The organism is Bradyrhizobium sp. HKCCYLRH2015 (assembly GCF_051168215.1).
Classification (GTDB): domain Bacteria; phylum Pseudomonadota; class Alphaproteobacteria; order Rhizobiales; family Xanthobacteraceae; genus Bradyrhizobium.
Window position 1 is genome coordinate 321,014 of the sequence record NZ_JBNPUO010000008.1, and the last position, 25,585, is coordinate 346,598.

Annotated in this window: 23 protein-coding genes and 1 pseudogene; 16 read left to right on the top strand and 8 right to left on the bottom strand. The window is 61.6% G+C overall.

Annotated features, from left to right (window positions below):
- Positions 1–112: 112 nt before the first annotated feature.
- Positions 113–1,690 carry an ABC transporter substrate-binding protein gene (locus ACQR1H_RS22375; RefSeq protein ID WP_434908188.1) on the top strand — a complete coding sequence of 526 codons (1,578 nt, stop codon included), beginning with the start codon at positions 113–115 and terminating at the stop codon, positions 1,688–1,690.
- Here the strand turns inward: ACQR1H_RS22375 and ACQR1H_RS22380 are convergent.
- Positions 1,677–2,594, bottom strand: a complete 918-nt coding sequence (locus ACQR1H_RS22380) for a LysR substrate-binding domain-containing protein (RefSeq protein ID WP_315801440.1) — start codon at positions 2,592–2,594, stop codon at positions 1,677–1,679. The two genes, ACQR1H_RS22375 and ACQR1H_RS22380, sit on opposite strands and share 14 nt — an antisense overlap.
- A 38-nt stretch (positions 2,595–2,632) precedes the next feature.
- Here ACQR1H_RS22380 and ACQR1H_RS22385 point away from each other — a divergent pair, with 38 nt between their 5' ends.
- The 7 genes from ACQR1H_RS22385 (at position 2,633) to ACQR1H_RS22415 (ending at position 9,362) form a co-directional block, all read left to right on the top strand.
- Complete coding sequence (locus ACQR1H_RS22385; protein WP_434899798.1) at positions 2,633–3,799, top strand: NAD(P)/FAD-dependent oxidoreductase; 1,167 nt, start codon at positions 2,633–2,635, stop codon at positions 3,797–3,799.
- Positions 3,780–4,073, top strand: a complete 294-nt coding sequence (locus ACQR1H_RS22390; RefSeq protein ID WP_315716423.1) for a (2Fe-2S)-binding protein — start codon at positions 3,780–3,782, stop codon at positions 4,071–4,073. The genes ACQR1H_RS22385 and ACQR1H_RS22390 overlap by 20 nt, the downstream gene beginning before the upstream one ends.
- Entirely contained in the window at positions 4,070–5,467 is a 1,398-nt protein-coding gene (locus ACQR1H_RS22395) for an FAD-dependent oxidoreductase (protein ID WP_434899799.1), read from the top strand. Before ACQR1H_RS22390 ends, ACQR1H_RS22395 begins: the two co-directional genes overlap by 4 nt.
- A gap of 76 nt (positions 5,468–5,543) precedes the next feature.
- The gene (locus tag ACQR1H_RS22400; protein ID WP_315754288.1) at positions 5,544–6,482 is read left to right on the top strand and encodes an ABC transporter permease; all 939 of its coding nucleotides are present in this window, start codon (positions 5,544–5,546) and stop codon (positions 6,480–6,482) included.
- A complete protein-coding gene (locus ACQR1H_RS22405; protein ID WP_434899800.1) occupies positions 6,479–7,348 on the top strand; it encodes an ABC transporter permease in 870 nt (289 codons plus the stop codon). Before ACQR1H_RS22400 ends, ACQR1H_RS22405 begins: the two co-directional genes overlap by 4 nt.
- 5 nt (positions 7,349–7,353) lie before the next feature.
- Positions 7,354–8,349, top strand: coding sequence for an ABC transporter ATP-binding protein (locus tag ACQR1H_RS22410; protein WP_434899801.1), 996 nt, complete (start codon positions 7,354–7,356; stop codon positions 8,347–8,349).
- Entirely contained in the window at positions 8,349–9,362 is a 1,014-nt protein-coding gene (locus ACQR1H_RS22415) for an ABC transporter ATP-binding protein (protein ID WP_434899802.1), read from the top strand. The genes ACQR1H_RS22410 and ACQR1H_RS22415 overlap by 1 nt, the downstream gene beginning before the upstream one ends.
- Before the next feature lie 126 nt (positions 9,363–9,488).
- Here ACQR1H_RS22415 and ACQR1H_RS22420 read toward each other — a convergent pair whose 3' ends face one another.
- A complete protein-coding gene (locus ACQR1H_RS22420; RefSeq protein WP_434899803.1) occupies positions 9,489–10,478 on the bottom strand; it encodes a response regulator transcription factor in 990 nt (329 codons plus the stop codon).
- A gap of 312 nt (positions 10,479–10,790) precedes the next feature.
- Between ACQR1H_RS22420 and ACQR1H_RS22425 the strand changes: the two genes are divergently transcribed.
- The 6 genes from ACQR1H_RS22425 (at position 10,791) to ACQR1H_RS22450 (ending at position 17,659) form a co-directional block, all read left to right on the top strand.
- A complete protein-coding gene (locus ACQR1H_RS22425) occupies positions 10,791–11,711 on the top strand; it encodes a sugar phosphate isomerase/epimerase family protein (RefSeq protein WP_434908189.1) in 921 nt (306 codons plus the stop codon).
- A gap of 363 nt (positions 11,712–12,074) precedes the next feature.
- The gene (locus ACQR1H_RS22430; protein ID WP_434899805.1) at positions 12,075–13,178 is read left to right on the top strand and encodes an NAD/NADP octopine/nopaline dehydrogenase family protein; all 1,104 of its coding nucleotides are present in this window, start codon (positions 12,075–12,077) and stop codon (positions 13,176–13,178) included.
- Between the two features lie 31 nt (positions 13,179–13,209).
- Entirely contained in the window at positions 13,210–14,172 is a 963-nt protein-coding gene (locus ACQR1H_RS22435; RefSeq protein ID WP_434899806.1) for a DMT family transporter, read from the top strand.
- 215 nt (positions 14,173–14,387) lie between these two features.
- On the top strand, positions 14,388–15,767 hold the full coding sequence (locus ACQR1H_RS22440; RefSeq protein ID WP_434908190.1) for an MmgE/PrpD family protein: 1,380 nt from the start codon (positions 14,388–14,390) through the stop codon (positions 15,765–15,767).
- A gap of 1,117 nt (positions 15,768–16,884) precedes the next feature.
- Positions 16,885–17,079, top strand: coding sequence for a transcriptional regulator domain-containing protein (locus ACQR1H_RS22445; protein WP_315801428.1), 195 nt, complete (start codon positions 16,885–16,887; stop codon positions 17,077–17,079).
- Positions 17,080–17,083: 4 nt separating this feature from the next.
- On the top strand, positions 17,084–17,659 hold the full coding sequence (locus ACQR1H_RS22450) for a DUF2285 domain-containing protein (RefSeq protein ID WP_434899808.1): 576 nt from the start codon (positions 17,084–17,086) through the stop codon (positions 17,657–17,659).
- 110 nt (positions 17,660–17,769) lie between these two features.
- Here the strand turns inward: ACQR1H_RS22450 and ACQR1H_RS22455 are convergent, their stop codons facing one another.
- On the bottom strand, positions 17,770–18,246 hold the full coding sequence (locus ACQR1H_RS22455) for a helix-turn-helix domain-containing protein (protein ID WP_315716414.1): 477 nt from the start codon (positions 18,244–18,246) through the stop codon (positions 17,770–17,772).
- 167 nt (positions 18,247–18,413) lie between these two features.
- On the opposite strand from ACQR1H_RS22455, the gene ACQR1H_RS22460 reads away from it, so the two are divergent.
- Positions 18,414–19,193: a hypothetical protein gene (locus ACQR1H_RS22460; protein ID WP_316182294.1), complete on the top strand. Its 780-nt coding sequence runs from the start codon at positions 18,414–18,416 to the stop codon at positions 19,191–19,193.
- Between the two features lie 31 nt (positions 19,194–19,224).
- Entirely contained in the window at positions 19,225–19,596 is a 372-nt protein-coding gene (locus tag ACQR1H_RS22465; protein WP_434899809.1) for a nuclear transport factor 2 family protein, read from the top strand.
- A 152-nt stretch (positions 19,597–19,748) separates the two neighbouring features.
- Here the strand turns inward: ACQR1H_RS22465 and ACQR1H_RS22470 are convergent, their stop codons facing one another.
- The 5 genes and pseudogenes from ACQR1H_RS22470 to ACQR1H_RS22490 form a co-directional block, all read right to left on the bottom strand.
- On the bottom strand, positions 19,749–21,047 hold the full coding sequence (locus tag ACQR1H_RS22470) for an alkaline phosphatase family protein (protein WP_434899810.1): 1,299 nt from the start codon (positions 21,045–21,047) through the stop codon (positions 19,749–19,751).
- 2 nt (positions 21,048–21,049) lie between these two features.
- A complete protein-coding gene (phnA, locus tag ACQR1H_RS22475; protein WP_434899811.1) occupies positions 21,050–22,327 on the bottom strand; it encodes a phosphonoacetate hydrolase in 1,278 nt (425 codons plus the stop codon).
- Complete coding sequence (locus ACQR1H_RS22480; RefSeq protein ID WP_434908191.1) at positions 22,327–23,673, bottom strand: amidase; 1,347 nt, start codon at positions 23,671–23,673, stop codon at positions 22,327–22,329. The genes phnA and ACQR1H_RS22480 overlap by 1 nt, the downstream gene beginning before the upstream one ends.
- Complete coding sequence (locus tag ACQR1H_RS22485; protein WP_434899867.1) at positions 23,670–24,722, bottom strand: branched-chain amino acid ABC transporter permease; 1,053 nt, start codon at positions 24,720–24,722, stop codon at positions 23,670–23,672. The genes ACQR1H_RS22480 and ACQR1H_RS22485 overlap by 4 nt, the downstream gene beginning before the upstream one ends.
- 6 nt (positions 24,723–24,728) lie before the next feature.
- Positions 24,729–25,583 (bottom strand): annotated as a pseudogene (locus ACQR1H_RS22490) (branched-chain amino acid ABC transporter permease); the annotation flags it as partial.
- Between the last annotated feature and the right edge of the window lie 2 nt (positions 25,584–25,585).

The following is a 25,585-nucleotide window of genomic DNA, read 5'->3' on the forward strand; positions in this document are numbered from 1 at the left end:
TGAGCTTCGCCGTTAGCCCATAACGCCCAAGAATAGGTCTCCTTGATTTCGGACTTTGACAGAGACGCGGGACTCTTCCAGCCTGACGCGTGGGCAACGGGCGAGGCACCGGATGAAGTACGTCTCTATGAAGTACGTCTCTATTTTGGCTTTCTGCATCGCCGTCACGGTGCATGCGACCAGTGATGTGTCTGCAGCGGAAGCCCCGGGGACCACCCTGCAAATCGGGGCCGGTGGATCAGACATTACCACGCTTGACCCCCATCGTGCGACGACCAGCACCGACAAGCCGCTGATCGGCCTGATGTTCAACGGCCTGGTTCGATTCAAGCCAGGGAGCGCGGACCCCAAGGATCTCGAACCCGATCTCGCCGAGCGCTGGGAAACGTCTCCAGACGGACGAGTCTGGACCTTCTTCCTCCGGAAGGGCGTCAAGTTTCACGGCGACTGGGGCAGCCTCACCGCAGATGATGTCGTCTACTCGCTGACACGTGCCGCAGACCCCAGCCGATCGAGTTTCGCTGCAGACTTCTCCGCGGTGGATAGCATCGCCAAGGTAGACGGGTCCACCGTTCGCATTGCCCTGAAGTATCCAGATCCGAATTTCCTCGGCCGCTTGTCCAACTATCACGGTGGAAACATTGTCTGCAAAAGAGCAGTGGAGGAGCTCGGAGACAAGTTTGCCTCCAACCCCGTTGGTACGGGTCCGTTTGCGTTTTCAGAGCATGAAACGCAGCGGCATGTGAAGCTGGTCGCAAACGAGGGCTATTTCCGCGGCCGGCCGCAGATCAGCAATATCATGTACCGTACGATCCCCTCCGACAGCGCCCGCGAGCTCGCCTTTGCGTCCGGAGAGCTCGACGTCATCCAAGGCCGGCGCGAGCAACGCTGGGTCGATATGACCCGGCAGCGCGGCAACATGGTCGTTGATGTCTTCCGTCCAGGAGAGTTTCGAACGCTTCACATCAACAGCAGTATTCCGCCGCTCGATGACCTGAAGGTCCGACAGGCAATCGCCGCTGCGGTCAATCTCGACGATCTCGTGCAGTTTGTCGGTAAGAGCGTGAGTCTGAAAGGCTGCTCGGTCGTGCCCCCGGGCTACATCGGAGAGGATTGTTCATCTGGGGCTTATGCTTACGATCCGGTGAAGGCCAAGGCGCTTCTGGCCGAAGCGGGCTACCCAAATGGCCTGACGCTCAAGGTCGTGGTGTCCAATATCTCGGCTATCCTGCCGACAATGGAAATTATTCAGCGCCAGCTCGCAAAGGCCGGTATCAAGCTGGATATGAGCGTTGTCGATCACGCCACCTATCAGAGCCAAATTCGCGGCAATGCCAGTGCTCTGGTGTTTTATGGCGCCGCCAGATTTCCGGTCGCCGACACTTATCTGACCGAGTTCTATCACTCGAGCTCGAGCATTGGAAAGCCGACGGCGGTTGCAAATTTCTCCCATTGCGACGTTGCGGACGCCGACATACAGGCGGCGCGGGTGGAAGGCAGTGTGGAGCGGCAGCAGGAGCTGTGGAAGGAGGCTCAGCGCAAGATCCACGACGCCGTCTGTTCTGTTCCGCTGTTTGAGCTTCAGCAGGTCTGGGGGCACAGCAAGCGTGTCAACTACGGCTATGAGCTCAAAGGAGCCATGAATCTCGCTCCGCCGATCACCGAGGCGACGACGCTTATGCCGCGCTGAGCGACTCCTGGGAAAGCCGTGCGGCCGTCGTGCGCGCCTGCTGCAGGAAGGCGTCGACCAGACTTGCATTGCGGCTGTCGCGCATTCGACAGAGCTGGAAGTCGTAAGACAAAGCGGGCTCGAAGCGTCTGATGGCCAGACGATCCTGAAGCCCGCTGAACATCAAAGGGTGCACCAGCGCGACGCCGAGGCCGGCTGCCACGAATTCGCACAGCGTCGGCGAGACATTGGCAACGAGCACGGTGTTGGGTCTGACGTTGTAGGCGTCGAACATCGTCGCAATGCACTGACCGGCCTGGCTCTCAGGATCGAAAGACACGAAGGGAATGTTGTCGAGATCATCCGGCTCCACAACGTTCTTCATGGCGAGGGGATGATCGGTCGGCATGATGCAGACGAGCGGGTGCTGGGTCAGCGGTTCGGCGATCACATAGGGATTGTCGATCCGCGAGCTGACAAGGCCGACATCGAGCTTGCGTGTGACCAGCCAGTCCACGATCCATTCCGAGCTGCGTGACTTGACCGAGCAGAACACGTTGGGATGCTGCTGAAGGAAGCCCATCGTCGCCTGCTGGATGAACGAACGCGACAAAGCCGGCATGACTCCGACAAGAAGCTGCCCCTGCTCCTCGCGGCGGATGGCCTCGACGGCATTCTCCACCTGGCGGACACCTGAAAAAATCCGATCAATCTCCTTGTAAAGCCGCATGCCGCGTTCTGTCGGAGCAAGGCGCCCCTTGACGCGATCGAACAGGCTGAGCCGGGTATCCTCTTCGAGATGAGCGATCAGTTTGCTCATCGCGGGCTGGGAGATGTTGAGGATCAAAGCGGCTCGGCTGATCGAGCCGCTCTCGATCACCGCTTTGAACGCCTCAACCTGTCTGAGATTGATCTGACGAGCCATCCCATAACCCTGAAGAATACAGCCAGAGATTTTCGACTTTGACCAAATATCTCTTTTTGTCGTCATATTGGGCAAGAGGAAATCTGATGCATCCTGAGATAATAGTTATCGGTGCGGGCACGGTTGGTGCTGCGATCGCTTATGGACTTGCGCGAAGACAACGCCGAGTACTCGTGCTCGACGGTGACGATCGCGACCATCGTGCGGCGCGGGCCAATTTCGGCCTTGTTTGGCTACAGGGCAAAGGCCAGAACATGCCCGCCTATCAGCAGCTGTCACGCCGTAGCGTCGGCATGTGGTCCGACTTTGCGTCGGAACTCACTGATCTGGCCGCGTTGGATCTCCAGTATGAGCAGAATGGCGGTTTGGCGTTCTGCCTCGGAGATGACGCGTTCGAGAAGCGCCGCTTGGACCTTCAGCGGCTGCAGAATCAGCTCGGCGGAGCGGAGGCGGATTGGCGGATGCTCGATCGCGCTGAACTGGGCAAACTGCTTCCGAAGGTTCGATTGGGGCCCGACGTGGCCGGCGCCAGCTTCGGCCAGCGGGACGGGCATGCCAATCCGCTCCAGCTCCTTGCGGCTCTTCATGCCGGAATCCTGCGTCTGGGTGGGGATCTGCGCCGAAACGCTGCGGTGCGGCAGATCGTGCCCAGCGAGGCGGGCTTTACGGTGACGTTCGGAAACGAGACCGTCAGTGCGCCGCGCGTGCTGATCGCTGCGGGTCTCGGGTCTCAGGCGCTTGCGCGGCAAGTGGGTCTTGAAATCCCGCTGCGGCCTCAACGCGGGCAGATCCTGGTGACCGAGCGCCTCGAACCATTTCTGCCTCTGCCGACGAGTGGCTTGCGTCAAACCCGGGAAGGCACTGTGATGATCGGTGCTACCCATGAGGAGACCGGTTTCGATAGTTCCGCGACCGCGATCGCGGCGGCAGATCTCAGTCGGCGGACGCTTCGCATCGTGCCCGGGCTTGCTGAGGCTAAATTGGTTCGGCAGTGGGCTGGGTTGCGCATCATGACCCCTGATGGGTGTCCCGTCTACGCCCAGTCCCAGAAGCACCGGGGAGCCTTCGTGGCGTTGTGCCATTCAGGCGTCACGCTTGCAGCTCTGCATTCCACCGTCTTGGCCGATGCCATCTCGGCCGGCCAGTTGCCGGATTCGCTCGATATCTTTCATCAGAGTCGCTTTGATGTTCCGAAAGCTGCATGAGCCCGCTGAGACCGTGACTGTCTATGTCGAAGGCAAACCTGTCACGGCGGAGCCCGGCGAAAGCTTGGCAGCTGTGCTGCTCCGGCAGGCTGTCGTCTGGTCGCGCCCCACGCCGGTCAAAGGGAGCGGGCGAGCTCCCTATTGTATGATCGGCGTCTGCTTCGACTGTCTCGCTCAGGTGGATGGAATCGCCTCGGTTCAGACCTGCATGACCCCGGTTCAGGAGGGCATGAAGGTTGAGCGCCAGCAGCGTAAGCGGTGCTTGCCGTCATGAGCACGACCGACCTTCTCATCGTAGGGGCTGGCCCTGCTGGCATGACAGCGGCCATCACAGCGCGCGGCCATGGAATTGACGTCCTGGTTGTGGACGATCAAAGTTCGCCTGGCGGGCAGATCTGGCGCTCGGTCGAAACCCAAGCGGCGACCCCGAGGGGAGCCATCCTTGGAAGGGCTTATCAGGACGGAAAGGCTGCGACCGATGCATTCCGCGCAAGCGGCGCGCGGTACGAGCCTCGTACACAGCTTTGGCAGGTCGAACCTGGTTTTCGTGCCTTCGTGACCCATGATGGCAAAGCCCGGACGATCGAGGCGCGCGCCATCATCCTCGCAACCGGCGCCCAGGAGCGGCCTGCTCCCTTCCCAGGCTGGACACTGCCGGGAGTCCTCACGGTAGGTGCCGCTCAGGTCCTGTTGAAGACCGCCGGGCAGATCCCCTCCAAGCCAGTCTGGGTCGCTGGTTGTGGCCCGTTGCCGCTTCTCTACCTCGTTCAGTTGCTCAACGCCGGAGGTCAGATCGCCGGCTATCTGGACACGACACCGGCCGGGAGTCATTGGGCGGCGCTCCAGCATCTGCCGAAGGCCCTGCGTGCCAGTGGGGCGCTCCTCAAAGGACTCGCGTGGAAGGCCGTCCTTCGACGCCGGCGTGTGCCCGTCGTCCGTCATGTCGTCGACCTCGTGGCGCACGGATCGGACCGGATCGAATCCATCAGCTATCGAGCGGCCGATGCACAAGAGAAGACCGTTTCCGCGGATAATCTGTTTGTGCATGAAGGTGTCGTGCCGAACGTTCATGCACCGCTGGGGCTGGGCTGCGCGGTTGAATGGCGTGACGAGCAGGATTGCTACGTTCCGGTTCTCGATCAATGGGGTGAAACGACCAAGGCCGGTATCTTCATTGCCGGGGATGGCGCGGGTATTGCTGGCGCGAAGGCCGCGCAATATCGTGGGGCGCTCGCAGCACACAGGCTGGCGGTCAAGCTCGGCTATGCGGGCGAGCAGGTCGTGCTCAAGGAAGCGTTGCGCGTTCAAAGGAGTTTGGCTCGCGAACTTGCCTTGCGGCCCTTTCTTGACACCATGTTCAGACCCCACGGCAGGATTTTTAGTCCGTCCGATGAGACTGTCATATGCCGCTGCGAGGAGGTCACGGCAGGAGAGATCCGGGCGATGGCGCAGATCGGCGGCTCCGGCCCGAACCAGATCAAGGCCTTCACGCGTGCAGGGATGGGCCCCTGCCAGGGGCGGCAATGCGGTTATAGCGTCACCCGCATCCTCGCGGAAATCCAGGATTGTCCCGCAAAGGAGGTCGGCTTCTATCGCGTCAGGCCCCCGCTCAAGCCCGTGACGCTTGGAGAGCTGGCCACACTCGATCAAAAGGAGGAGGTGTTGTGAGGCACTTTCCTTGTCTGGAGAGAAGAGTTCAGTCCGAACATTCTGGTTTCTGTTCGCGAATGTGCTGGGTGGTCCAATGATCAGCTTTGCCTTCAAGCGGCTGTTGCTGGCCATCCCCACCTTGCTGGTGATGCTGACAGCAATCTTCGTGCTGGTGCGTCTCGTTCCGGGTGATGCGGCATCCGTCATCCTTGGCGACCAGGCAACCGAAGCCTCGCTTCGCGCGATGCGAGCCCGGCTCGGGCTCGATCAGCCGATCCAGGTTCAATATCTTCACTTTCTCGGTGAGGTGCTCACTGGAAATCTCGGGCAATCGCTCAGCAGCGGCCGGACTGTCGTGCAGGAGGTCCTGCTGGTGTTGCCCTCCACGATCCAACTCACCTTGGCGGCCATCGTGATCGGAATCGTCCTGGGTCTGCCGCTCGGAATTCTCGCCGCGCTCGGCCGCAACAGCTGGATCGACTACGTCTCGCGGCTGGTCTCGTTGGTCGGGCTATCGTTCCCAGCGTTTGTGTCAGGCATTCTGTTGCTCATCGTATTCGCGATCCAGCTGGGATGGTTCCCCGTTCTCGCGTCCGATAGCACTGATCCGATCGAACGGTTACGAAGCCTTGCCTTGCCTGCGCTGAATCTCGGCTTGATCCTGATGGCCTATGTGGTGCGTGTCACGCGGTCATCCATGCTGGGAGTTCTTGGCGAGGATTACATCCGCACGGCGCGCGCGAAGGGAGTGACTCCCACGCGCCTCGTCATGCGACACGCTCTGCGCAATGGCCTCATTCCAGTGGTGACCGTTGTTGGCCTCTACTTCGGTACGTTGATCGGAAATTCGGTGCTCACGGAGATCATCTTCAACCGACCCGGCCTCGGCAAGCTGATCTTCGGGGCACTCAACGCTCGCGACTATACGCTGCTCGAGGGGCTGATGATCATCTTTGCCATCTGCGTCATCGTCGTGAATACGCTGACGGACATTACCTATGGGCTTATCGATCCGCGGGTGAAATACAAATGACGATCGGGGTTGCATCGGTTGCAGTGTCGCAGCCTAGTCGATTGTGGCTGGCCTTCTCCAGAAATCCTCTCTTCTGGCTGGGGGCGCTGCTTCTTGCAATCATCATCGTGGTGGCGGTGCTCGCGCCGCTGATCGCGCCTCATGACCCGCTGGAGCAGAATATCGTGGCCAGGCTCGAGCCGCCGTCAGCGGAGTTCCTGTTCGGAACGGACAATTACGGCCGAGATGTCCTGTCCCGTCTGATCTATGGAGCCCGCATCTCCCTGATGGTCGGCTTCGTCGCCATCCTGATTGCGATGACAATCGGCTGCACGATAGGAATCGTTGCGGGTTATGTCGGAGGAGCGCTGGATCAGCTCGTGATGGGAGTGCTCGATGTCATGCTTTCGTTTCCAGCTCTCCTGCTCGGCCTCATGATTGCGGCGATGCTCGGCGCCAGCCTTCAGAACCTGATCATTGCAATCGCAATCACGGAGATCGCGCCGTTTGCGCGAGTTGCCCGGGCGCCTACGATCGCCTTGAAGCAGCAGGACTTCGTGATCGCCGGTCGAGCGCTTGGGTTCGGACCCGTCCGGATCATGGGGGTTCATATTCTCCCCAATCTCATCTCGGATGTCGTGGTGATGAGTTCACTATGGATGGCTTCCGCGATTCGCACGGAAGCATCCCTGAGCTTCATCGGGTTAGGAGTTCCGCCTCCGACCCCGACCTGGGGCAGCATGATCCGAGAAGGGTTCGACAACATCCTCGACGCCTGGTGGCTCGCGGTCTTCCCGAGCCTTGCCATCTTGGTGACCGTGCTTGCCCTCAATCTCCTGGGAGACGCTCTGCGAGACGCCATCGATCCAAAGTTGCGGGGGGAATAGCAGGCATGACATCGTTTCCTAGGCCAGCTCTCGACCTGCGCAATCTGCGGACCGAATTCCGAATCGGCGGCCATTGGTACCCCGCAGTACGAAACGTCTCGGTATCGCTGATGCCAAACGAGACGCTCGCGGTCGTCGGCGAGTCGGGCAGTGGCAAGAGCGTTACGGCCCTGTCCATCCTACGGCTGCTTCCGCATGCCGGTGCTCGCATCCAAGGCGGAGAGGTGTTGTTCGAGGGGCAAGATCTGGTGACCTTGTCCGAGCGGGACATGAGCGCGATCCGGGGCAATTCGATTGCGATGATCTTCCAGGAGCCGATGACGAGTCTCAATCCGACCATGACCGTGGGAGACCAGATCGCGGAGGCGATTCTCATTCATCGCGGAGGGTCGCGCATGGAGGCCAAGGCCGAGGCGCTTCGGCTCTTGGCGGAGGTCAAGATTCCGTCGCCGAAGAGCCGTCTGGATGAGTATCCGCATCAATTTTCGGGAGGGATGCGCCAACGCGTCATGATTGCCATGGCACTTGCCTGCCATCCGAGGGTTCTTCTGGCCGACGAGCCGACGACGGCACTCGATGTGACGATCCAGGCGCAGGTGCTGACTCAACTCGAAGAGCTCAAACAGGCCTACGGAATGTCGATGCTGTTCATCACGCACAATCTTGGCGTGGTTGCGCAGATCGCCGACCGCGTTGCCGTGATGTATGCAGGCGAGATTGTCGAGCTTGCGACTGTCGACGCGCTGTTCGCAAAGCCAATGCATCCTTATACGGCGGCGTTGCTGCGCGCCATGCCGCGAGCTGACCGGGCCAGCGAGAGTCTGGAGCCGATCCCCGGCAGCGTTCCGGCCCTGTCTGCTGTTCCAGCAGGCTGCGCCTATGCGCCCCGCTGCCCGTTCAAGGACCGCAGCTGTACCGAACTGCACCCAGAGCTCATATCATCAGGTGATCCCGGACATTTGGTGCGCTGTCCCGTCAGACCGGTCGGAGGAGTGCATTGATGACGACATCCCTGGGAAGCGGCGACTTTGTTGTACGTCATCTTTCGAAGACCTTCGTGAGACACGGAGGTTCAGGCGCTAGACGCGTCCGGGCGGTCGATGATGTGTCCTTCCGCATTCCAAAGGGGGCTTCCCTTGGCCTCGTGGGCGAGTCCGGTTGTGGCAAGTCAACCGTCGCGCGTGCCATCCTGCGGCTCATTGAGCCCGATAGCGGATCAATCCTATTCGACGGCATCGATGTCCGCGCCGCCAAGGGGGCCACCTTGCGCGCGTTGCGGCGCCGGATGCAGATCGTATTTCAGGATCCGTATTCTTCGCTCAATCCGCGCCGGACAATCCGCCAGACTCTGGAAGAACCCCTTCGTGTTCATCTGCGACTCTCGTCCAAGGACATCCGCGAGAAGGCGGAAGCCGCCATGCTCGAGGTCGGGTTGCCGCGAGAAGCACTGGAACGTTATCCGCACGAGTTCTCCGGCGGGCAGCGGCAAAGGATCGGCATTGCACGGGCGCTGGTCTTGGATCCCGAACTGGTCGTCGCAGACGAGGCCGTTTCTGCTCTCGATGTGTCGGTCCAGGCGCAAATTCTTCGACTGCTGGAGGGGCTGCGCGAACGCCGCGGCCTGTCGTTCTTGTTCGTTTCACATGATCTCGGGGTGGTCCGCCATTTCTGCGACCGAGTCTCCGTCATGTATCTGGGGCGCATCATCGAAGAGGGGCCGACGGCAGATGTTCTTGACCGTCCGTTGCATCCTTACACCAGGCTTCTGCGCGACAGCTATCCAGTGCCGGATCCGCGGGCCCGCCGGCCTCTGATCCAGATCGTGGGAGAGGTTCCTTCTGCAGCCAATCCGCCTCCGGGCTGTGGCTTTCATCCGCGTTGCGCGCGAGCGGAAGGCCTGTGTTCCGTCGAACAGCCGCAGTTGGAGACGTCGGGGGACGGCCGATTCCGGGCATGCTACTTCCCGGAAACAAGCGAGATCGCGTGGGGAAGCTTGCGCATCGGAGCGCGATGATCAAAGCCCCGCCAAAGAAGTTCATTGGCGAGTATGCCGTGATCGTAATCCGGTCGCCCAATTCCTTGGATTGAAGTCGACCGAGCGGAAGCTTCGCTGGAGGCGAGCGCCAGAGTCGCTCCCTGATCAGCGGCGAGCGGGGTTTATCCGATCCGATCGGTGCAGCATTCGCGCGTTGCTGACCGGCTCAGGTCGGGGAAGGTAGGTGGCAGGTCCGTCCGGGGCGAAGTCGAGCGAATAGCCCAATCCTCGCACCGTACGGATATAGTTCGGCTCGCCACGTTCGCAAAGAGCCTTGCGAATGCGGCTGATATGAACATCGATCGAGCGAACGGCGTTCTCCTGAGTATGTGCTCGGATGCCGGATAGGATCTGCTCCCGAGAAAAGACCTTTCGGGGGCATTCGAGGAGCTGTTGCAAGATCCGATACTCGACGGGGCAGAGGCGAATGCAGCGCGCGCCTCGGGAGACGCGATGCGCGTCGGCCTCCATGACAATGTCGGCAAATCGAAGCACTTTGGGACTGGGACAAGTCGATTCGCGCAGAAGACCATGCAGCCGGTCGATGAAGATGTCCGGAAGAAACGGCTTCAATATATAGCTTGTCCGATCCGTATGGACGCACGCCTCCTCGAGGTGAGGCGATACGCTTGCCATGATCAGCGTCGGGACATTCTGCGTTGCGGGGTCCCGGTGCAACTGTTCGAGCGCGAAGGCCACGCAATCCCCGCACGATACATCGTCCAGGGCAATCAAGCCGGGGCGCGCGGCGGTGGCGGAGGCGATCGCATCTGTCAGGGTGTCTGTCAGCATGCAGTCGAAGCCGTTGCTCTCGAGAATGTATTTGAGCAGGCTCGTAAATCCCTTGTCGCCGACCAGCAGGACGCGTGGTCTCGAAGGCACGGAGACGGAGCGTCCTCCGTCGCGGGCTGCAGGAGCAGACATCTGGCCGCATCCCGCCGCGGGTTGGTTGGCCCCCGAATCCGGTGTCCAGCCGGTCGCGAATGCAAGGCTCTTGTCCTGATTTTTAGCTGAGTTTGCGACACCGCAGAACTCTTCTGCCCGCTCGTCACTGCCAGCTAGGATTGCCCTGTGCACCATTCCCATCTCCATCATGTGTCTGCATCGTCAGATGCAGTAGAGCAGCTTCCGGCGCGCGCGGAAGCTACCAAGCCGGATAGGGGGCCGGACGTGTACGGCTGCCGTCGGCAACCTTGGGACGGGTACGGATCCGTCAATGGTGATGCAATTCGGCATATGCGGTCGTCGCTGCGGAACAAGAAGTCTCCGCTCCGGACCGCGGACCTCTACCAGGGTTGGTAGTGGCAGTGTGTGGTCGGTCGCCCTATGTTTGCGGTGCAGGCTCTCCGTGCCGCAGCCGGTCGCAAGTCATCAAGCTTTGGCGCGTCCAGTCGAAGGATCCATGATATGATTTTCGGAGAGGCGCAGATGGTCAGCCGCATCGGATTCATGCAGGGTGATCTGATCGAGCCGGCTGACAAGAGAGGACGAGGCTTTCTCACGGACTGCTGGCGCGAGGAATTCTCGGTTGCCCAAAAAGTCGGCTTCGAATTGATCGAGTGGAGGATTGGTGAAGAGCCGATCCTGATGAATCCTGTGATGTCTTCCACTGGACGAGATCAGATGCGGCAGCTTAGTCGCGAGTGCGACATCTGCATTCCATCGCTGTCCGCCGACTTCATGATGCAATCCCCCTTCTACAAGGTCACCGGCCGTGAGCATTGGGCGAGGCTCGATCTGCTCGGTGCCGTGATCGAGGCGTGTGCTGAGATCGGCATCAAGCTCCTGGTGATGCCACTCGCGAACGGCGGGCAGCTTTCCTCCCGCGAGGCAGCGGCACTTCGATCCGGACTGGATCGGCTTGCGCCGCTCCTCGAGGCTTGCGGCGTCGTCCTCTCCCTTGAGTCTGATCTCGATCCGCCGCTCTTGGCATCGCTGATCGAACCATGCCCGGCAGACCGGTTCGGCATTACATACACGGTTGGATGTCGACCTTCGACGAGCGCTGATGCGCATGAGGCCCTTGCCGCTTGCGGCAACCGGATCGTGAACGTCCACCTGAAGGACTGGAATCTGCACGTCAACCGCGCTTCGCCGTCTCGTCAGCGAACCAACCTCGCCGGCGCGCTCAATCAGCTGAGACTCGCGGGTTATCGGGGCGATCTTATTCTTCAATCGAGCCCCGGTCACTGTCGAGCAGCATTGCTCGCCCAGTACGGTGCCATGGCTGCGACCTGGTGGAGCTTCGGTGGGCCGGATCATCTCAGTCTTGCTCCAGGGATGGTCGAGGCGAACGAGAACCTGCAACAGCTGTCGCATACGCGGTGAGCTTGGAGCTCGACGCCACGCCCAGACGAATTCCCTGCAGGTTGTGACTTCGCACCTCTCTGCATGAATTGGTGCGTCCCAGAGCTCGCTTTGGACGAAGCAGGATCCTGGCGGTTGTCCTTGGCCGAGCGGAGGATGACGCCTCCGCGCGCGTGAGCCAGTCGTGCAAGGATAAAGGCGATCTATTGCCTGCACAGGCAAGTCAATGCGCGCATCTTTGTGTGTCCTCGCCAGCCCATTATTAGTGTCCGAGGCGCGTACGTGAGCGAGATGCTTCCGTATGTTTACAGGATTATTATGTTGACCGGATCGCGCTGCTCCAAGAATACTTATCTACGTTAGGTTGCGTCATGGAGCAGCGACATGCAGACGTCGGTTTCGATCATTGGTGCCGGGAATTGCGGATGTGCCTTCGCGGCCGATCTTGCCAGTCGAGGAGCGAACGTACTGTTGTACGCGCACCCCGAACATCGCCGGCACGCGGAGACAATCGACCGCAACGGCTATCTGGAAGCAGGCCTCAAGATCGAGGGGCGCTTCCATCCGGATGTCAGCTCGGACATGGCCGACGTCGTCCGGTTCTCCAAGTTCATCATCATCACGGTCCCGTCATATGGCCATGAGGCCGTCCTGAGCGAACTCGCAAAGTTCGACCTCAGCAAGCATGTCGTCATTTCGATCACGGGCAACTTCTTCGCTCTCATGGCGCGCAGACAGATCAATGCGCGGTACATCCTCGAAACCGCCACGGCGCCCTACGCCTCGAGAATGCAGGATGGCAAGGTGACGGTGATGGGCATCAAGAGCATCATGCCGATCGCAGCGATGCCGGTCGATGTCAGTGAAGCGTTGCGCGATGAGATTGGCGCGATCTTCCCGATGCCGCTGGAGTGGCGCAGCAATGTTCTCGAGATCGGCATGTCTTGCATTACCGGCGTGATTCATCCGACGCCGGCGCTGATGAACGCCGGATGGATCGAGACGCGAAGGGGCGACTTCTATTTCTATCGTGAAGGCATGTCGACGTCGGTCGCCCGCGTCATCGACGAAGTCGACAAGGAGAGAATGGCGATCGCCAGGGAATTTGGCTTCAAGCCGCAGCCTGTCGTGGCGATCATGAACAGCTACTACGACAGGGCCTTCACCAGTTTCGGCGAGTTCGCCAGAGAGACGGTCGAGCACAACACGACCAAGATGGCACCTCAGCACATGCGCGACAGGTTTATTGTGCAGGACGTTCCATACGTTCTGGTTCCCTGGTTCGAGCTCGGCGTCAAGGTCGGCCTCTATTCCACCGCGATCAAGTCGATCATCGATCTGGCCTCCATCGTCAACGAAACGGACTATCTGGAGACCGGCCGAAATCTGCGCAGGCTGGGACTGGATGCGGCTTCCAAGGGCCAGGTGATCGAGACATTCAGCGCACCGCTTGCGCCCTGGGACGATGAGCTTCGCCGTATCGCGTAGATCTTGGCCGCTTCTCGACCATGAGGCTTGTATGACGATCGTTAGCAGCCGGCAGGACGTGACAAACAGCTCGGTGTCATCTCACCTGCCGGCAATCGGCTATAAGGTGCTCTCGGCAGCGGTGCTCGCCGTCATGTTCGCCTTGATCAAGAAGCTGGGCGGCGAGTACCCCGTGGGACAGATCGTCTTCGTTCGGAGTTTCTTCGCTCTGCTGCCGATTCTCTGGCTTGTCCGGCGTCTCGGAGGTTATCACCTGCTTCGCACCGAACGGCCGGGCGCTCATCTGCGCCGCTCCGTTGCCGGTCTTTGCTCCCTCTTCTTCAGCTTCACGGCGGTCGGGATGCTGCCGCTCGCGACTGCGACGGCGCTGGGCTACGCGGCGCCGTTGTTCATCACGCTGTTTGCCATTCCCTTGCTCGGGGAGAGCATTCGCCTCCATCGTCTTGTTGGCGTCGTTTTCGGATTTGGCGGCGTGCTGCTGATGGCCCATCCCGATGGCCGGGGGCTCTCCTCGGGAGTCCTGTTCGCGCTGGCCGGTGCGGTGGCTACGGCCCTTGCATTGATCTCCATCCGCAAGATGCGGGACACCGAGACGAGCATGGCCATTGTTTTCTACTTTTCGCTCTCGGGCACATTGGTGAGTGCAGCGACGCTGCCGTTCTCTGCAGTCTGGCCGAGCGTGACTGACTTGCCGATCCTCGTCGCAATTGGCGTTCTGGGCGGCGCTGCCCAGATTCTGCTCACCAAGGCCTACCAGATGGCGCCGGCGAGCGTCGTTGCACCCTTCGAATACGCCACCTTCGTCTTTGCCTTTCTGCTTGGTCTCCTCGTCTGGCGTGAGATGCCGGTCCCGATCGAGCTGGCCGGGATTGCCGTCGTAATCGCCTCAAATCTCTTCATAGCGATGTACGAGCAGCTGGCCGGAGTTTCGTCAAAGCGTCGCCTGCCCGGCAAGTGGCACGACACCGCGACGGCCCGCGCCAAAACCGACTGAAAGGATCGGCGCGGATCCGGCTCAACCCCATAACTCCGACGAATAGGTGCTCACAAAATTCGACTTTGACTTCCTGCTGCCATTCGCGCGGAAGATGCTCAAGGCCAGCTTCGTGCCACTTCGATAGAGTTCGGTTTGCCAATCATGGGTCGGACGGATGCGCTAGCTCACCTCGTCCGATCTGCACACATGTTGAAGAATCCCTGGAGGCCCGCATGACATACACCGCTGCCGAGCTGTTGGCCGAATGGGTCAGCGCGAGCAAAGTTCCAGAAGAAGCCCGGATCAGCGCGGCGAAATGCGTGCTCGATTTGATGACCGCCGCGATAGCCGGCCATGAGACGCCAAATGCGGTCGCCGTGCGCCGAATAGCGAGCGCGACCTGGGGCCATGGACCGGCGGCGATGTGGTTTTCAGGAGAGCGGTCGACCGCTGCGGGGGCAACCTTCGTCAATGCGGCCTGCGCGTGCTCGCTCGACCTGGATGATGGCCACCGCGCCGCTTCGGGGCACCCCGGCGCAGCGATCATTCCGGGGGTATTGTCACTGCTCGGCAGTCCGTCCTTGGATGGGCAACGGGCGCTTGCAGCCATTGCCATCGGATATGAGATCGGCGTTCGTATTTCTGCTGCCCGGGATCTGCGAAGCGTCCCGACGGTGAACAGCGGCCTCTGGAGCGGTCAAGCCGTTGCGGCAGCGGTGGGCTGGCTGAGAGGGCTGTCGCGGAGCCAGATCGCACACGCGATCTCGATCGCTGGGACAACGGCACCGAGCCAGTCGGCTACTCCATACACCCGGTTCAGAGGCAACAGCGTCAAGGAGGGCATCCCATGGGGAGCTGCCAATGGCGTCCTGGCGGCCGATCTGGCCAAGCAGGGCTTCACCGGACCGATCGACATTCTGGACAGTTCAGAACGTTACGATCGCGCGCGGCTTCTCGACGGGCTCGGAACGAGTTGGCTCATCAACAGCACCTATTTCAAGCCCTATAGTTGCTGCCGTTGGATTCACGCGCCGATTGACGCGCTGATCACATTGCTGAACGATCATGACATTCATCCGAAAGCCATCATCAGCATCGATGTGGAGACCTTTGGGAGGTCGTTGACCCTGAGCAACGAGGCGGCGCCGCGTACGCTGGAAGGAGCGCAATACAGCCTTCCGTTCTGCCTCGGTGTCGCCGCGATCAGCGGCGCACCAGCGTTGCTCCCCTTGAGCAACGAGTCGCTGACAGACCAACGAGCCATCGAGATCGCTGGACGCGTCCACATGACGGTCAATCCCGAATTTGAGCTGATGTTCCCGGCTGCGGTTCCTGGGCGGGTTCGCATCACCACGGCTTCGGGCACCTTTGAGCGGACCGTGTTGGCGCCGAAGGGAGAACCTACGAACCCCATGAGCTGGGACGACATCGGGTACAAGTTCCAAGCCATTGCAGCTGGTCGCGCCGATGCTCGTGTCGCGGCTGGGATTCCAAATGCGATCGGCGCGTTGCGAAGGGGAGACGTTGCGCCGTTGCAATCGATGCTGGAAGCAAGGCTGTTCGCCAGCTCGAATGACGCGTCGCCCGTCGAGCGGCTTGCGGTCGCCCAGTAGGCCCAGCGGGCGATGAGACGGCGGCAAAGGTATTCCTGGCAACAGGCCTATACAGATGGCTTTGTCCCATCCCCTGGACGGGAGCGTACGTGTGAAGCCGGCGAGGAGGGACCGGCCACTCAGCTTCTGCATATCGGGAAATCCTTCAGTGCGGTGAAGACGACGCTACGGTCGCCGTCGACGTGAAAGCGCCATACGTCAATCGGATCGACCTTTAGTCTCTGTTTGAAATCTTGTTTTGAGCAGCGAGAAGGCCGGCATGGTCAAGACACCTGTTTTCATCGGACCGAGCGTCGCAATGGATGCTCCCGCCCTTGCACGAGCGGATACTGCCGGTCTGCTCTGTCCCCATCGGGCAGATTGCGGGACGAACTGGCGGGGATCAAAGGCCAACCTTGTGTTCGCAGCAAAGCTGCTCGGCTGCTTGCGCACGGGAACGTCACCGCCACCATCCGCGCTCGAATGGTCCGGGTTTGTTGAGCACTGGACTGTCATCGTTCGCGACGACATATGTGTGCTTGAGGGAACGGTATGGCGTCTCCCATTCTGCCAGGGCAGCTTGGCTGCACCTCTTTTGGCCATTGATCCTGCCGCAGGGTGGGCGCGCGCGCTCGGGGAATGGCTTACGATAGGGGCGCCTCACAGGAGCACCGGCGTAGCCGGACTTCGTCCGGAGCTGATCTCTGATCGTGCGGCACGATGGCTGGAACATCAGCTCGCCCCCGCAGATTGAGCTGCGGCCAGATCGCTTGACCGAAATTGCCAAGGTCGGACGAAGCACTTCTCAAACGGATGTGAGCGCCATTTGAGAGCGCGCGTGAGCTTCGGGCGTAAGCAAACTTGATAGAGTCGCGCGACGGCCGTCGATTCTGCTGAAATCCTTGGCAAAGTGGACCCGAGGCAAGGCCAGTATGGCGCAGACAGCAGCGGGGCCTCATCATCGCTGCCCGGAATCGCGCGATTTGAGTGAAACCGAAAGTCCCAGGAATACGCAAAATCCACCGTGTTGCGCTCGATCGGTGCCAACTCCGCAGATTGATAGCCCCGTGCAGAAGCCCTCGTTGCTAGCCTCTGCAAACGTTGGTGAGAGAGCGGAAATGGCAGGGACGAGTGTGTAATGAGCGAGTTCAACTGGCGGTCGGCCGAGTCCTACAAGAAGCTCGAAACAGCCGATGCGGCCGATTTTGCCTGGGAATGTCTACGTCGTAATCCAGACTATCGGCGAGATTACAGCGATCTGCTTGCACAAGACAAAGACGGCCCGACCCATCCTGAATTCCGGCAGCGATGGGGGCTTTCTTTTCGCGGCTGACCCAATGCGCCGGTTTGATGCTCAGGCCATATTCTGGGCGCCGGAGGTGCTGCCGACCGTGCTTCGCCTTGCTCCAGCCTCGCAAGGCTCGCTTGCGCCATTCTCTCATCTCGACCTTCGCGGATCGCCCGGCGCCGAGCTGAGACGGGCGTCCGATGGCTGGTACGCGGTGCTGCAGTTGGGCGGCGCCACGCACCGGCTGCTGCTCTCCCGGCTTCCGGCGAAGGGGACGGCCGTGGCTGTCGAGCTGCCGCTCGACCGTGATTTCGATTTGCAGACGCGCGCGGCCTATCGGCTTTGGACGGCGCTGAGACGAGGTCCGATCCGGCTGCCGGCTCACACCGGGCCCGTTCAGCAGCGCCGGCGCCTCGTTCTTGCGCTGCGCGCCTTGGATGGCCGCCTCGCGGGCCAGAATTATCGGGCGATCGCCACGGCTCTGTTCGGGGCCGAGCGAGTTGAAGATCGGGGATGGAAAACGCACGACCTGCGCAGCCGGACGATCCGGCTGGTTCAAACAGGTCAGACCCTGATCCGAGGCGGCTATCGAAATCTGCTGCGTAGCCAGCGGCGATCAGCATGATCGGCGCGCTGGTCCGTCTCGCAGCCGCCGCGGACGTCGACCCTTCTGGCAAGGACTGCATGAGGGATGCGAAAACTCAGTCATTCGGCTTGGCCGATGTCCTGAGCGCATTACTCGTCGTCGCGCGAGCGGAGAAGTTCAGCCATCTGCAGCACCTTTCGGCGAAGCCGCTCGTCGGATATGCCGAAATAGAGCTCGAGCAGTTGGCGAGATTCGCGCTTGGTCACAAGCTCACTGAAGTCCGCGGTCTGCTCATGAGACGCCTCTGGCACAGCGGCGCCTGCCTTGACGTCAATCTCGTCAAAGAACCAGGTGATCGGAACAGCGAGCTGGTTTGCGATTTCGTACAGCCGAGATGCGCTGATCCGGGTCTCGCCCGCTTCATACTTCTGAATGAGTTGAGCTGTCACGCCGAGGCGTCTTGCCAGGTCATCCTGGCTGAGATCGAGCAGGTTCCGTCGCAGGCGCAAGCGCGTTCCCACATGCTGATCGACATGATTGGGCTTCTTGGATGACCTCCTGAGCCGCTTGCCTTGGTTTCGGGACACAGCGGGGCGGCCGTCAGGGAGCTGTTTGGAAGTCGCCACGTCCGCTTACCTCATGCCGTATCCAAGATGTTCGTCCATGAAGCATCAATCTCAGCTTGAAACAATCAACCAGAATTATGTCATTCGCGCTACAACTACAGAGGATAGATCAAATGCAATCGTCGCCAGCCACGGTTTGATGTGCGTGACGTAGCAAAGGGCAAGGAATGTCGATGCAGGATTGCTGTCCTCAATCTGGCCGCGTGCCTTCCAATCTGAAGATCGATCATGGTCCGATCGGCCTCCTGGGACGCTTCTTCCTCGCCGCTGACACCGCCGCCCAAAAGCGCGGCGTCAGCGTCTATTTTGCGAGCCTACAGGATTTGCTCGACGTCAACAGCGCAAATTCCGACAGCTGGCGACCGCTGGTGCCGATCTTCCAGCCCGACCTCGGCGGCGCGACAGCTGAGAACACCTTCGTTATGGTCGGAAAAGACAAGAACGGGGAGGTCGTCGCGACACAGGCGGGTCGGTACTACGACTGGACAGCCACGACGCTGTTCGAGGAAGCCATCTCGCTTCGTATGTTCTACGCAGATCCGGCAGCCGCCTTGGCGCGCGGCGACGGTTGTATGATTGCGACCCCGGTGGCGTCGACGATTGCGGGCAGGGTCGTGTTTTCCGGCGCCGGCTGGTACCGGCGCGATTTTCGCGGCAGAGGGTTGGCGCGAATCCTGCCCCGGATTTCGCGTGCCTATGCTCATGCGCGCTGGAATACGGATTTCACGATCAGCATGATGGCCGACGCTGTGATTGCCGGCGGCATGGCGGATCGCACCGGCTACACCCGGATCGAGCGGTCGAGCGTCGAACTGGTCGTATCTCCGCTCGGATCGATGCGCTGTGGTCTTGTCTGGATGCCGGTGCAGGAGATGCTGGCCGATCTGGAGGCCGCCATGGGCGTAAGCTGGCGCGAGGAATCCGATCCGCGCGCAGCGGCGATGTGAGCAGAGCCGGCTCTCAATGGCGGGGGAAAGCATGCAGGGACCGCTGGGTCACCGGGAAGCCGAGGCATATGTCAGGCACCTGTTCGCCTGTATCGACGCTCACGACTGGGCAGGCTTGTCCAGCCTGCTGGATGACGGTGCCGTCTATGAGCGTCCAGGATATGAGCCCTTTGTCGGCAAGTTGGCCATCATGCAGTTCTATCGCCACGAGCGCATCGTGGCCTCGGGAGAGCACCTGCTTGAGCAGGTGCTGAGCAACGGCAAACAGATCGCCTGCTGGGGCAGCTTTGCGGGCCAGGACAAGAATGGGCGTCCCTTGAAGGCCAGATTTGCCGATGTCTATCATCTCAGCGGTGGCCGCATCGGCCTGCGGCGGACGTTCTTCGACAGTCCGGCGCTCTGATCAGCACAGTGGCCACGCGCTCTCGGCAGCAGTGAACAACTGCTCTGCCCAGGGGGCATCGACAGGATGGGGTGCCGCGGTGCAGCCGTCGGGCATTGGCCACAGATGGTTGGTTGGACATCGTTTGGGCCAATGCGTGTACAGCGCGGGCGTCAGGCCGTCATGGCGCGCGTCTCGGAACGCCAGGCTGCCGCCTGCAACGCCTCGCCGTCCATCCCTGTGCGGGGCAGCCCGAGATGGGCCAGCACTGTCGGCGCGATGTCGATAACGCGCGCGGGCGGCTTGCGGATCCGACCCGGACTGAAGCCTTCGCCCCATGCCATCAGGAACGGAGCCTGCTCGTAGGTCCCGAGTCCTCCATGCTGTCCGCATCCAAGTCGGTCGGGCTTGCCAAGGGCAGGCTTGGCCGCGAGGCTCGAACCGCGGATTCCGAAGCGGTTGGGGACGTCGCTGGACCGCATGGACACGGCAAACGCAAGGCCGCCGGTGTGAGCTTGTCCAACGCGGTCGAGCTCGTCCGGCCCGAAGACCTGCCCGGCCCAATCACTGCGTTCCAGAAGCGATCGCACGCTTTGCAGCGGGGGGCCGCGCTGGGAATCGACATAGATCAAGGCCGAGGTCCCGTTCGAGATGGCCAGAATCTCGTCGGACATGGGGTTGGCTTTGAGTCCCGCGGTGATCAGCGCCGCATCGATGTCGACGATGTCCTCGACCGTTTGATGACCATGATCCGATCCGATCAGAAGCAGGATGTCCTCGCCCTGGTCGCGCTGTCTTTCGACGGCTGCGATCACCTCGACCGCCCGACGATCCGCCTCCGCCAGCACGGCAAGATGGTCAGGAGAACCGAGCGGTGCGTTGTGTTGAATATGGTCCGGTTCGCCAAGCCACAAAATGCCGACCGCCGGGCGACGCTTCACCACCACGTCGTCGATGAAGCGGGCTGTCATCCTGGCGTCACCGCCGCTGTCCAGCGTGACGTCCAATCGATCGCCGGCCGCGACTTCGATGCGGCCAGGACCGAACGAGCCGGCCCGGTGATAGACAAATCCATGCCCGTCGGGATCATGGGCGTATGCCGCCCCCGGGGACACGTTGCTGAAGACGATCTGGCCACCCACGGTCTTGACGCGTTCCGCCAGGGTCGGCACTTGCAGTGAGGATCCAGTGACTCGGCGCTTGTGTTGCAGAAACTGCGGATCTCCGGCGTCGCGCAGCACCAACCTGCCGGATTCGATCAGGGCAACGGAATTGCCTTGCAGTCCATGTCTTGCCGGAGTGCATCCGGTCGCAATACTCGCCGACACGACGCGTGTGCACGAAGGAAAGACGGTCCGGTAGTCCTCGAACCATTCGGCGCGCGCGGCGAAATCTGCGAGATGGGGCGTGGTCGCAGGCGAAATGAGGTCCCGTCGAAGTCCGTCGAGGATCATGATGACAACACGCTTCATGGTCAAAGGTCCACCTCATTGAGTGCGACACTGAAAATATCGAAATTGCGCAAAGTGCGCCCATCGGGCGCGCCCGGGCTCGCGCGAAGCCGATGAGACAGGATGAAGGGGACGCGCTGCTCGGCGAGACCGCCATGCGAGCGCAGCCTCGCGCCCGCCAGGTTGGAAAGCTCGTGGTCGCATGCCCGGGCGCCCAGGGCTATTCCCTTTGCTGCGATCACGCAGACGTCGCCCTCGCGGTCGCGCGGCAGCTCGAAGCGGGCGGCCGCATCGTCTCCGGTCAAGGCGAGACCGACGCCCGGAAGCCCCGCGAGAAACGAAACGACGTCTGAGGCGCGCAGGACTGGATCCTGGAGGTGAACCCGGACGAAGCCGCCGAGCGCGCCGTGATGGCGGACGAACGGGTCGGTGATGGGGCAGATCACCCGCGTCCGCCCGAGGCCGAAGACTGCGTCGAGCTGATCGCCGAGAAACATGACATTGGGCGAACCATCGGCGTGCGCCATATCACTCATACCGTGATCGGCGACGATCCCGACGAGCGCGCCCTCGGCGAGCAGTGCGCCGAGTCTCTGATCCACCTCGGCCATGAAGGCCAGGGCTTCCGGCTCGTGCGGTGCGTAGGCGTGCTGGACATAGTCGGACAGCGACAAATAGATCAGATCAGGACGATGATCCGCCAAGAGCCTGAGACCCGCGTCCAGGACGAACAGGGACAGGTCCGCCGAATACTGACGAGGGACGGAGCGGCCGATCCGCGCCGGCACGTCTGCAATGCCATTCTCGGCTTCGCTGCAGCAATCGGCCTTCTCGGCCGAGAACACGATGCCCTTGAGGTCCTTGCCAAGCGCCTTGCGGAGCTTGTCCTTGGCCGTCACGGCGGCCACCTTGGCTCCGGCACGGGAGAAGGCGGAAAGGATCGTCGGCGCCCGCATCGGAGATGCGTCCACCATCATCACCTCCTCTCCGCTCGCGGAATCGATGTAGAAGTTGCCCGACACCCCGTGGTGCGCGGGCGCAACCCCGGTGACGATCGAAACGTTGTTTGGGTTGGTGAAGGTCGGCATGGCCGCGAGCGCCGTGGTCGCAAAGCCGTCGCGTCGCATGCGATCGAGGGCAGGGACGATGCCCGCGCTGCTTGCCGCTGCGATATAGTCGGGATCGCAGCCATCGAAGCAGATGATGACGGTGGAAACGCGCGGCCAATTGTAGACCCGTCCGTTCACTTCGATCTGCGTGTCGCAGCCCGTTGTCGGCTCGGTGGCGGATGTATATCGCATCAATGATCAACCCGTGTTGGCAGGCGGCAGGTGTGAGCAATCCAGGCGGCGCTCTGAAGCAGCTCACGGTCAGAGCCATGACGCCCAATGAGCTGGAGACCGATCGGCAAGCCGTGTGCGCCGCAGAGCAGCGGCATTGAGACGACAGGCAGACCGCACAGGCTCCAGGGCATGGCAAGACTCCCCGAGCCGGGACCTTCATCGAGCCTTGTCGCCTCGCCCGGCGCCGAAAGGGTCACAAGCACATCGTGCTGGGCGAACAGCTTCGACGTCAGGCCGATCAAGCGATCGGCCGACGCGTTCAACTCGATGTAACGTTTTGCGCCGAGCGCGATGCCTGCGGCAATTCCATCCCGCAACGGTGGACACAGCTTGGCAGCGAGATGCTGGGGTAGATCGCCGAAGCGAGCCGCCAGATGAGCGTTCAAAAGGCCAAGAGCCACCTCGATTGCATCGCCGAACTCGCTCGGAAGATCCAGCTCGTGGACCGCGACCGGCAACGCACCGATGAAGGCCGTCAAAGCCTCGCCCGCGTCCGGAGCGACCTGCTCGAATCCCGGTCCGCGCACCACAGCGAGCCTCGGAGGGCGCCCGATCCGGTCGGCGGCGCTGTCGACAACGGGATCAAATGCACCGGCGAACAAGCAGAGATCCTGGACGGATCTCGCGAGATAGCCAATCTGCGCAAGCCGCGGCACCAGGATGTTGGAGCCTTCCATGCTTGCAACCCCGAACGACGGCTTGAACGCATGCGCTCCGCAGAATGATGCCGGCAGCACCGTCGACGCCGTGTGCTGAGTCCCGAGTGCAAGAGGGACCATCCGGTCGACCACAGCTGCCGCCGAGCCGGCCGAAGACACACCAGGTGAGCGCCCGAGATCATTGGGATTGCGGGTCGCGCTCGGATGATACATGCCGAATTCCGACGTCGTCGTCTTGCCGATGATGATGGCGCCGGATCGCCTGAGGATCGCGACCGCCGCGGCGTCCGCTGCCGGGCGACGGTCGCGCAGCAGGCTGCTGCCATATTCTGATGGCATGTCGATCGTATCGAAGACATCCTTGATGCCGACGGGCAGGCCGTGGAGCGCTCCGGCGAGCCGGCCTTCCGATTGCGCCTTGTCGGCGAGGAACGCCTGTTCGCGCGCCGCGTCCACCGCGACATGAGTGAAGGCGTGGACCTCGCCGTCGCGTGCCGCGATGCGCGCGAGGCAGGCCTCGAGCAGTGTGGCCGCGGAGAGGCGTCGTTCGCGTATGGCCGAAGCTGCAGCCGTGGCCGTCAGCTGCGAAGGATCGCCATCCATCTCGCAAAGCTGACGCCGACTGTGTGGGATCGCCATGGTCATGATCGGCCCGTCTCCTCGAGGGTCTCGGCAGGTGCGAATGAGCTGGCGCTGGTCCCGCGGAGCCGCGAAGGCCAGGCGAACGCGTGTCGAGGCATCATCCCGTCACGAAAGGTCAGGACGCATGATGCGAAGACGACGCCCTGGAGCACCTGCACCCAGGCCCCATAGGGAGCGAGAAAGTGCTGCATCGTGACCAGGACCGTGGCGCCGACCAAGGGTCCGCTCAATGTGCCGAGGCCGCCGATGAGGCACATCAGAACAGCCTCTCCGGAGAGGTGCCAGTGTGCGCCGGACAAAGTCGCGAGCTGAAAGGCAACCGCACTCAGTGACCCGGCGAGGCCGGCACAGCCGGCGGCGATCGCGAAGGCGAACAGCTTGAGGCCCCGGGCATTCTGACCAAGGGACAAGGCGCGCCGCTCGTCGTCGCGGACCGCGACAAGCATCATCCCAAGCTGAGACGACAGCAGCCGCTTGATGCCGAAATGGACGGAGCAGAAGGCTGCCACGGCAAGTGCATAGACGGCGAGGTCGTTGCGCAGATCAATCAGACCGAACAGGAGGCCACGCGGCACCGCCTGCAGCCCGTCCTCGCCATGCGTGAAGCTCGACTGGACGAACACGAAGTAGACCATCTGGGCGACGGCGAGCGTGATCATGGCTTGATAGATGCCACGCCGCCGGATCGCCAGCGCTCCCATGACGATGCCGAGCAGAATAGCGGCAGTGATCCCCGCCAGCATGGCCAGCTCCGGCGACATCGCCCAGTGCTTCAGCGCATGCGCGGTGACATAGGCGGCCGTCCCGTAGAGCGCCGCCTGTCCGAACGACATGACCCCGGCGAACCCCAGCAGGAAGTTGAACGACGCGGCAAGAATCGCAAAGCAGAAGATCTTGACCAGGAAGATCGGGTAGAGCAGTGCCGGCAGGACAGCGAGTGCAGCTGCGATGATGACGACGATCAGGATGCGCTCGTATTTTCTGTCCGCGCGTACATCCGGCGTGGCCGTGACCGGGGGAGGAATGCCGGCAAAGGAATGATGACGCAGCACCTCGATGCCGAACAGGCCCTGCGGCCGGACCGACAGGACGATGCACATGAAAGCGAAGATCATGACATTGGCCGCTTGCGGGAACACCGCCAGTGTCGCGCTCTCGAGCAATGCCAGGCAGTAGGCCGCCAGGATTGTTCCTCCGAGAGAGCCCATCCCGCCGATCACAATGATGGCGAAGACAACAAGCAGGACGTCGGACCCCATCAACGGACTCACCTGATAGATCGGCGCCGCAAGAGCGCCGGCGAGGCCCGCAAGCGCCGCGCCCAGCCCAAAGGTTGCCGTCATCACCGCAGGAATCGGGACGCCCAGCGCTTCGGCCATCTTGGCGTTCTCGGATGCCGCCCGAAGCGTCGCTCCAGCCTTGGTTCGTGCGATCGCGATCCACACCCCAAGGCAAACAATAAAGGCGACCATGACGACCCACAGCCGGTAGACGGGGAATACTGCAAAGCCGAGATCGACCACGTCCGACAGCCAGGCGGGCGTCGTGAAGGGCAGTCCCGTAGAGCCGAAGATGACCTGAAATCCGCCCTGGATCGCGGTTGCGAGCCCGAAGCTCAGCATGAATCCATAGAGCGGATCGAGACTGTAGGTCCGCCGCAACAAGAGGCGCTCCAGCACCATCCCGGTCGATCCAACCAGAACGGCAGCCGCACACAGGCCCACGAGATAGGGAAGACCAAGGCGCGCAACGGCCGCCCAGGCGGCAAATGCACCCATCATGTAGAGCGCGCCGTGAGCCATGTTGAGGATGTTCAAGAGCCCGAAGATCAATGCGAGGCCGAGGCAGAGCAGGGCATAGAACGATCCATTGACCAGACCGATCGTGAGATACGAGAGAACGAGGTTTGACATAA

Bases quoted from the DNA above. Each gene is read 5' to 3' on its own strand.
- ACQR1H_RS22480 (WP_434908191.1), bottom strand. From the start codon at position 23,673: ATGACCATGGCGATCCCACACAGTCGGCGTCAGCTTTGCGAGATGGAT.
- ACQR1H_RS22415 (WP_434899802.1), top strand. From the start codon at position 8,349: ATGACGACATCCCTGGGAAGCGGCGACTTTGTTGTACGTCATCTTTCG.
- ACQR1H_RS22440 (WP_434908190.1), top strand. From the start codon at position 14,388: ATGACATACACCGCTGCCGAGCTGTTGGCCGAATGGGTCAGCGCGAGC.
- ACQR1H_RS22435 (WP_434899806.1), top strand. From the start codon at position 13,210: ATGACGATCGTTAGCAGCCGGCAGGACGTGACAAACAGCTCGGTGTCA.
- ACQR1H_RS22465 (WP_434899809.1), top strand. From the start codon at position 19,225: ATGCAGGGACCGCTGGGTCACCGGGAAGCCGAGGCATATGTCAGGCAC.
- ACQR1H_RS22405 (WP_434899800.1), top strand. From the start codon at position 6,479: ATGACGATCGGGGTTGCATCGGTTGCAGTGTCGCAGCCTAGTCGATTG.
- ACQR1H_RS22410 (WP_434899801.1), top strand. From the start codon at position 7,354: ATGACATCGTTTCCTAGGCCAGCTCTCGACCTGCGCAATCTGCGGACC.
- ACQR1H_RS22395 (WP_434899799.1), top strand. From the start codon at position 4,070: ATGAGCACGACCGACCTTCTCATCGTAGGGGCTGGCCCTGCTGGCATG.
- ACQR1H_RS22460 (WP_316182294.1), top strand. From the start codon at position 18,414: ATGTCGATGCAGGATTGCTGTCCTCAATCTGGCCGCGTGCCTTCCAAT.
- ACQR1H_RS22450 (WP_434899808.1), top strand. From the start codon at position 17,084: ATGCGCCGGTTTGATGCTCAGGCCATATTCTGGGCGCCGGAGGTGCTG.
- ACQR1H_RS22400 (WP_315754288.1), top strand. From the start codon at position 5,544: ATGATCAGCTTTGCCTTCAAGCGGCTGTTGCTGGCCATCCCCACCTTG.
- ACQR1H_RS22425 (WP_434908189.1), top strand. From the start codon at position 10,791: ATGATTTTCGGAGAGGCGCAGATGGTCAGCCGCATCGGATTCATGCAG.
- ACQR1H_RS22375 (WP_434908188.1), top strand. From the start codon at position 113: ATGAAGTACGTCTCTATGAAGTACGTCTCTATTTTGGCTTTCTGCATC.
- ACQR1H_RS22470 (WP_434899810.1), bottom strand. From the start codon at position 21,047: ATGAAGCGTGTTGTCATCATGATCCTCGACGGACTTCGACGGGACCTC.
- ACQR1H_RS22445 (WP_315801428.1), top strand. From the start codon at position 16,885: ATGAGCGAGTTCAACTGGCGGTCGGCCGAGTCCTACAAGAAGCTCGAA.
- phnA (WP_434899811.1), bottom strand. From the start codon at position 22,327: ATGCGATATACATCCGCCACCGAGCCGACAACGGGCTGCGACACGCAG.
- ACQR1H_RS22420 (WP_434899803.1), bottom strand. From the start codon at position 10,478: ATGATGGAGATGGGAATGGTGCACAGGGCAATCCTAGCTGGCAGTGAC.
- ACQR1H_RS22430 (WP_434899805.1), top strand. From the start codon at position 12,075: ATGCAGACGTCGGTTTCGATCATTGGTGCCGGGAATTGCGGATGTGCC.
- ACQR1H_RS22390 (WP_315716423.1), top strand. From the start codon at position 3,780: ATGTTCCGAAAGCTGCATGAGCCCGCTGAGACCGTGACTGTCTATGTC.
- ACQR1H_RS22380 (WP_315801440.1), bottom strand. From the start codon at position 2,594: ATGGCTCGTCAGATCAATCTCAGACAGGTTGAGGCGTTCAAAGCGGTG.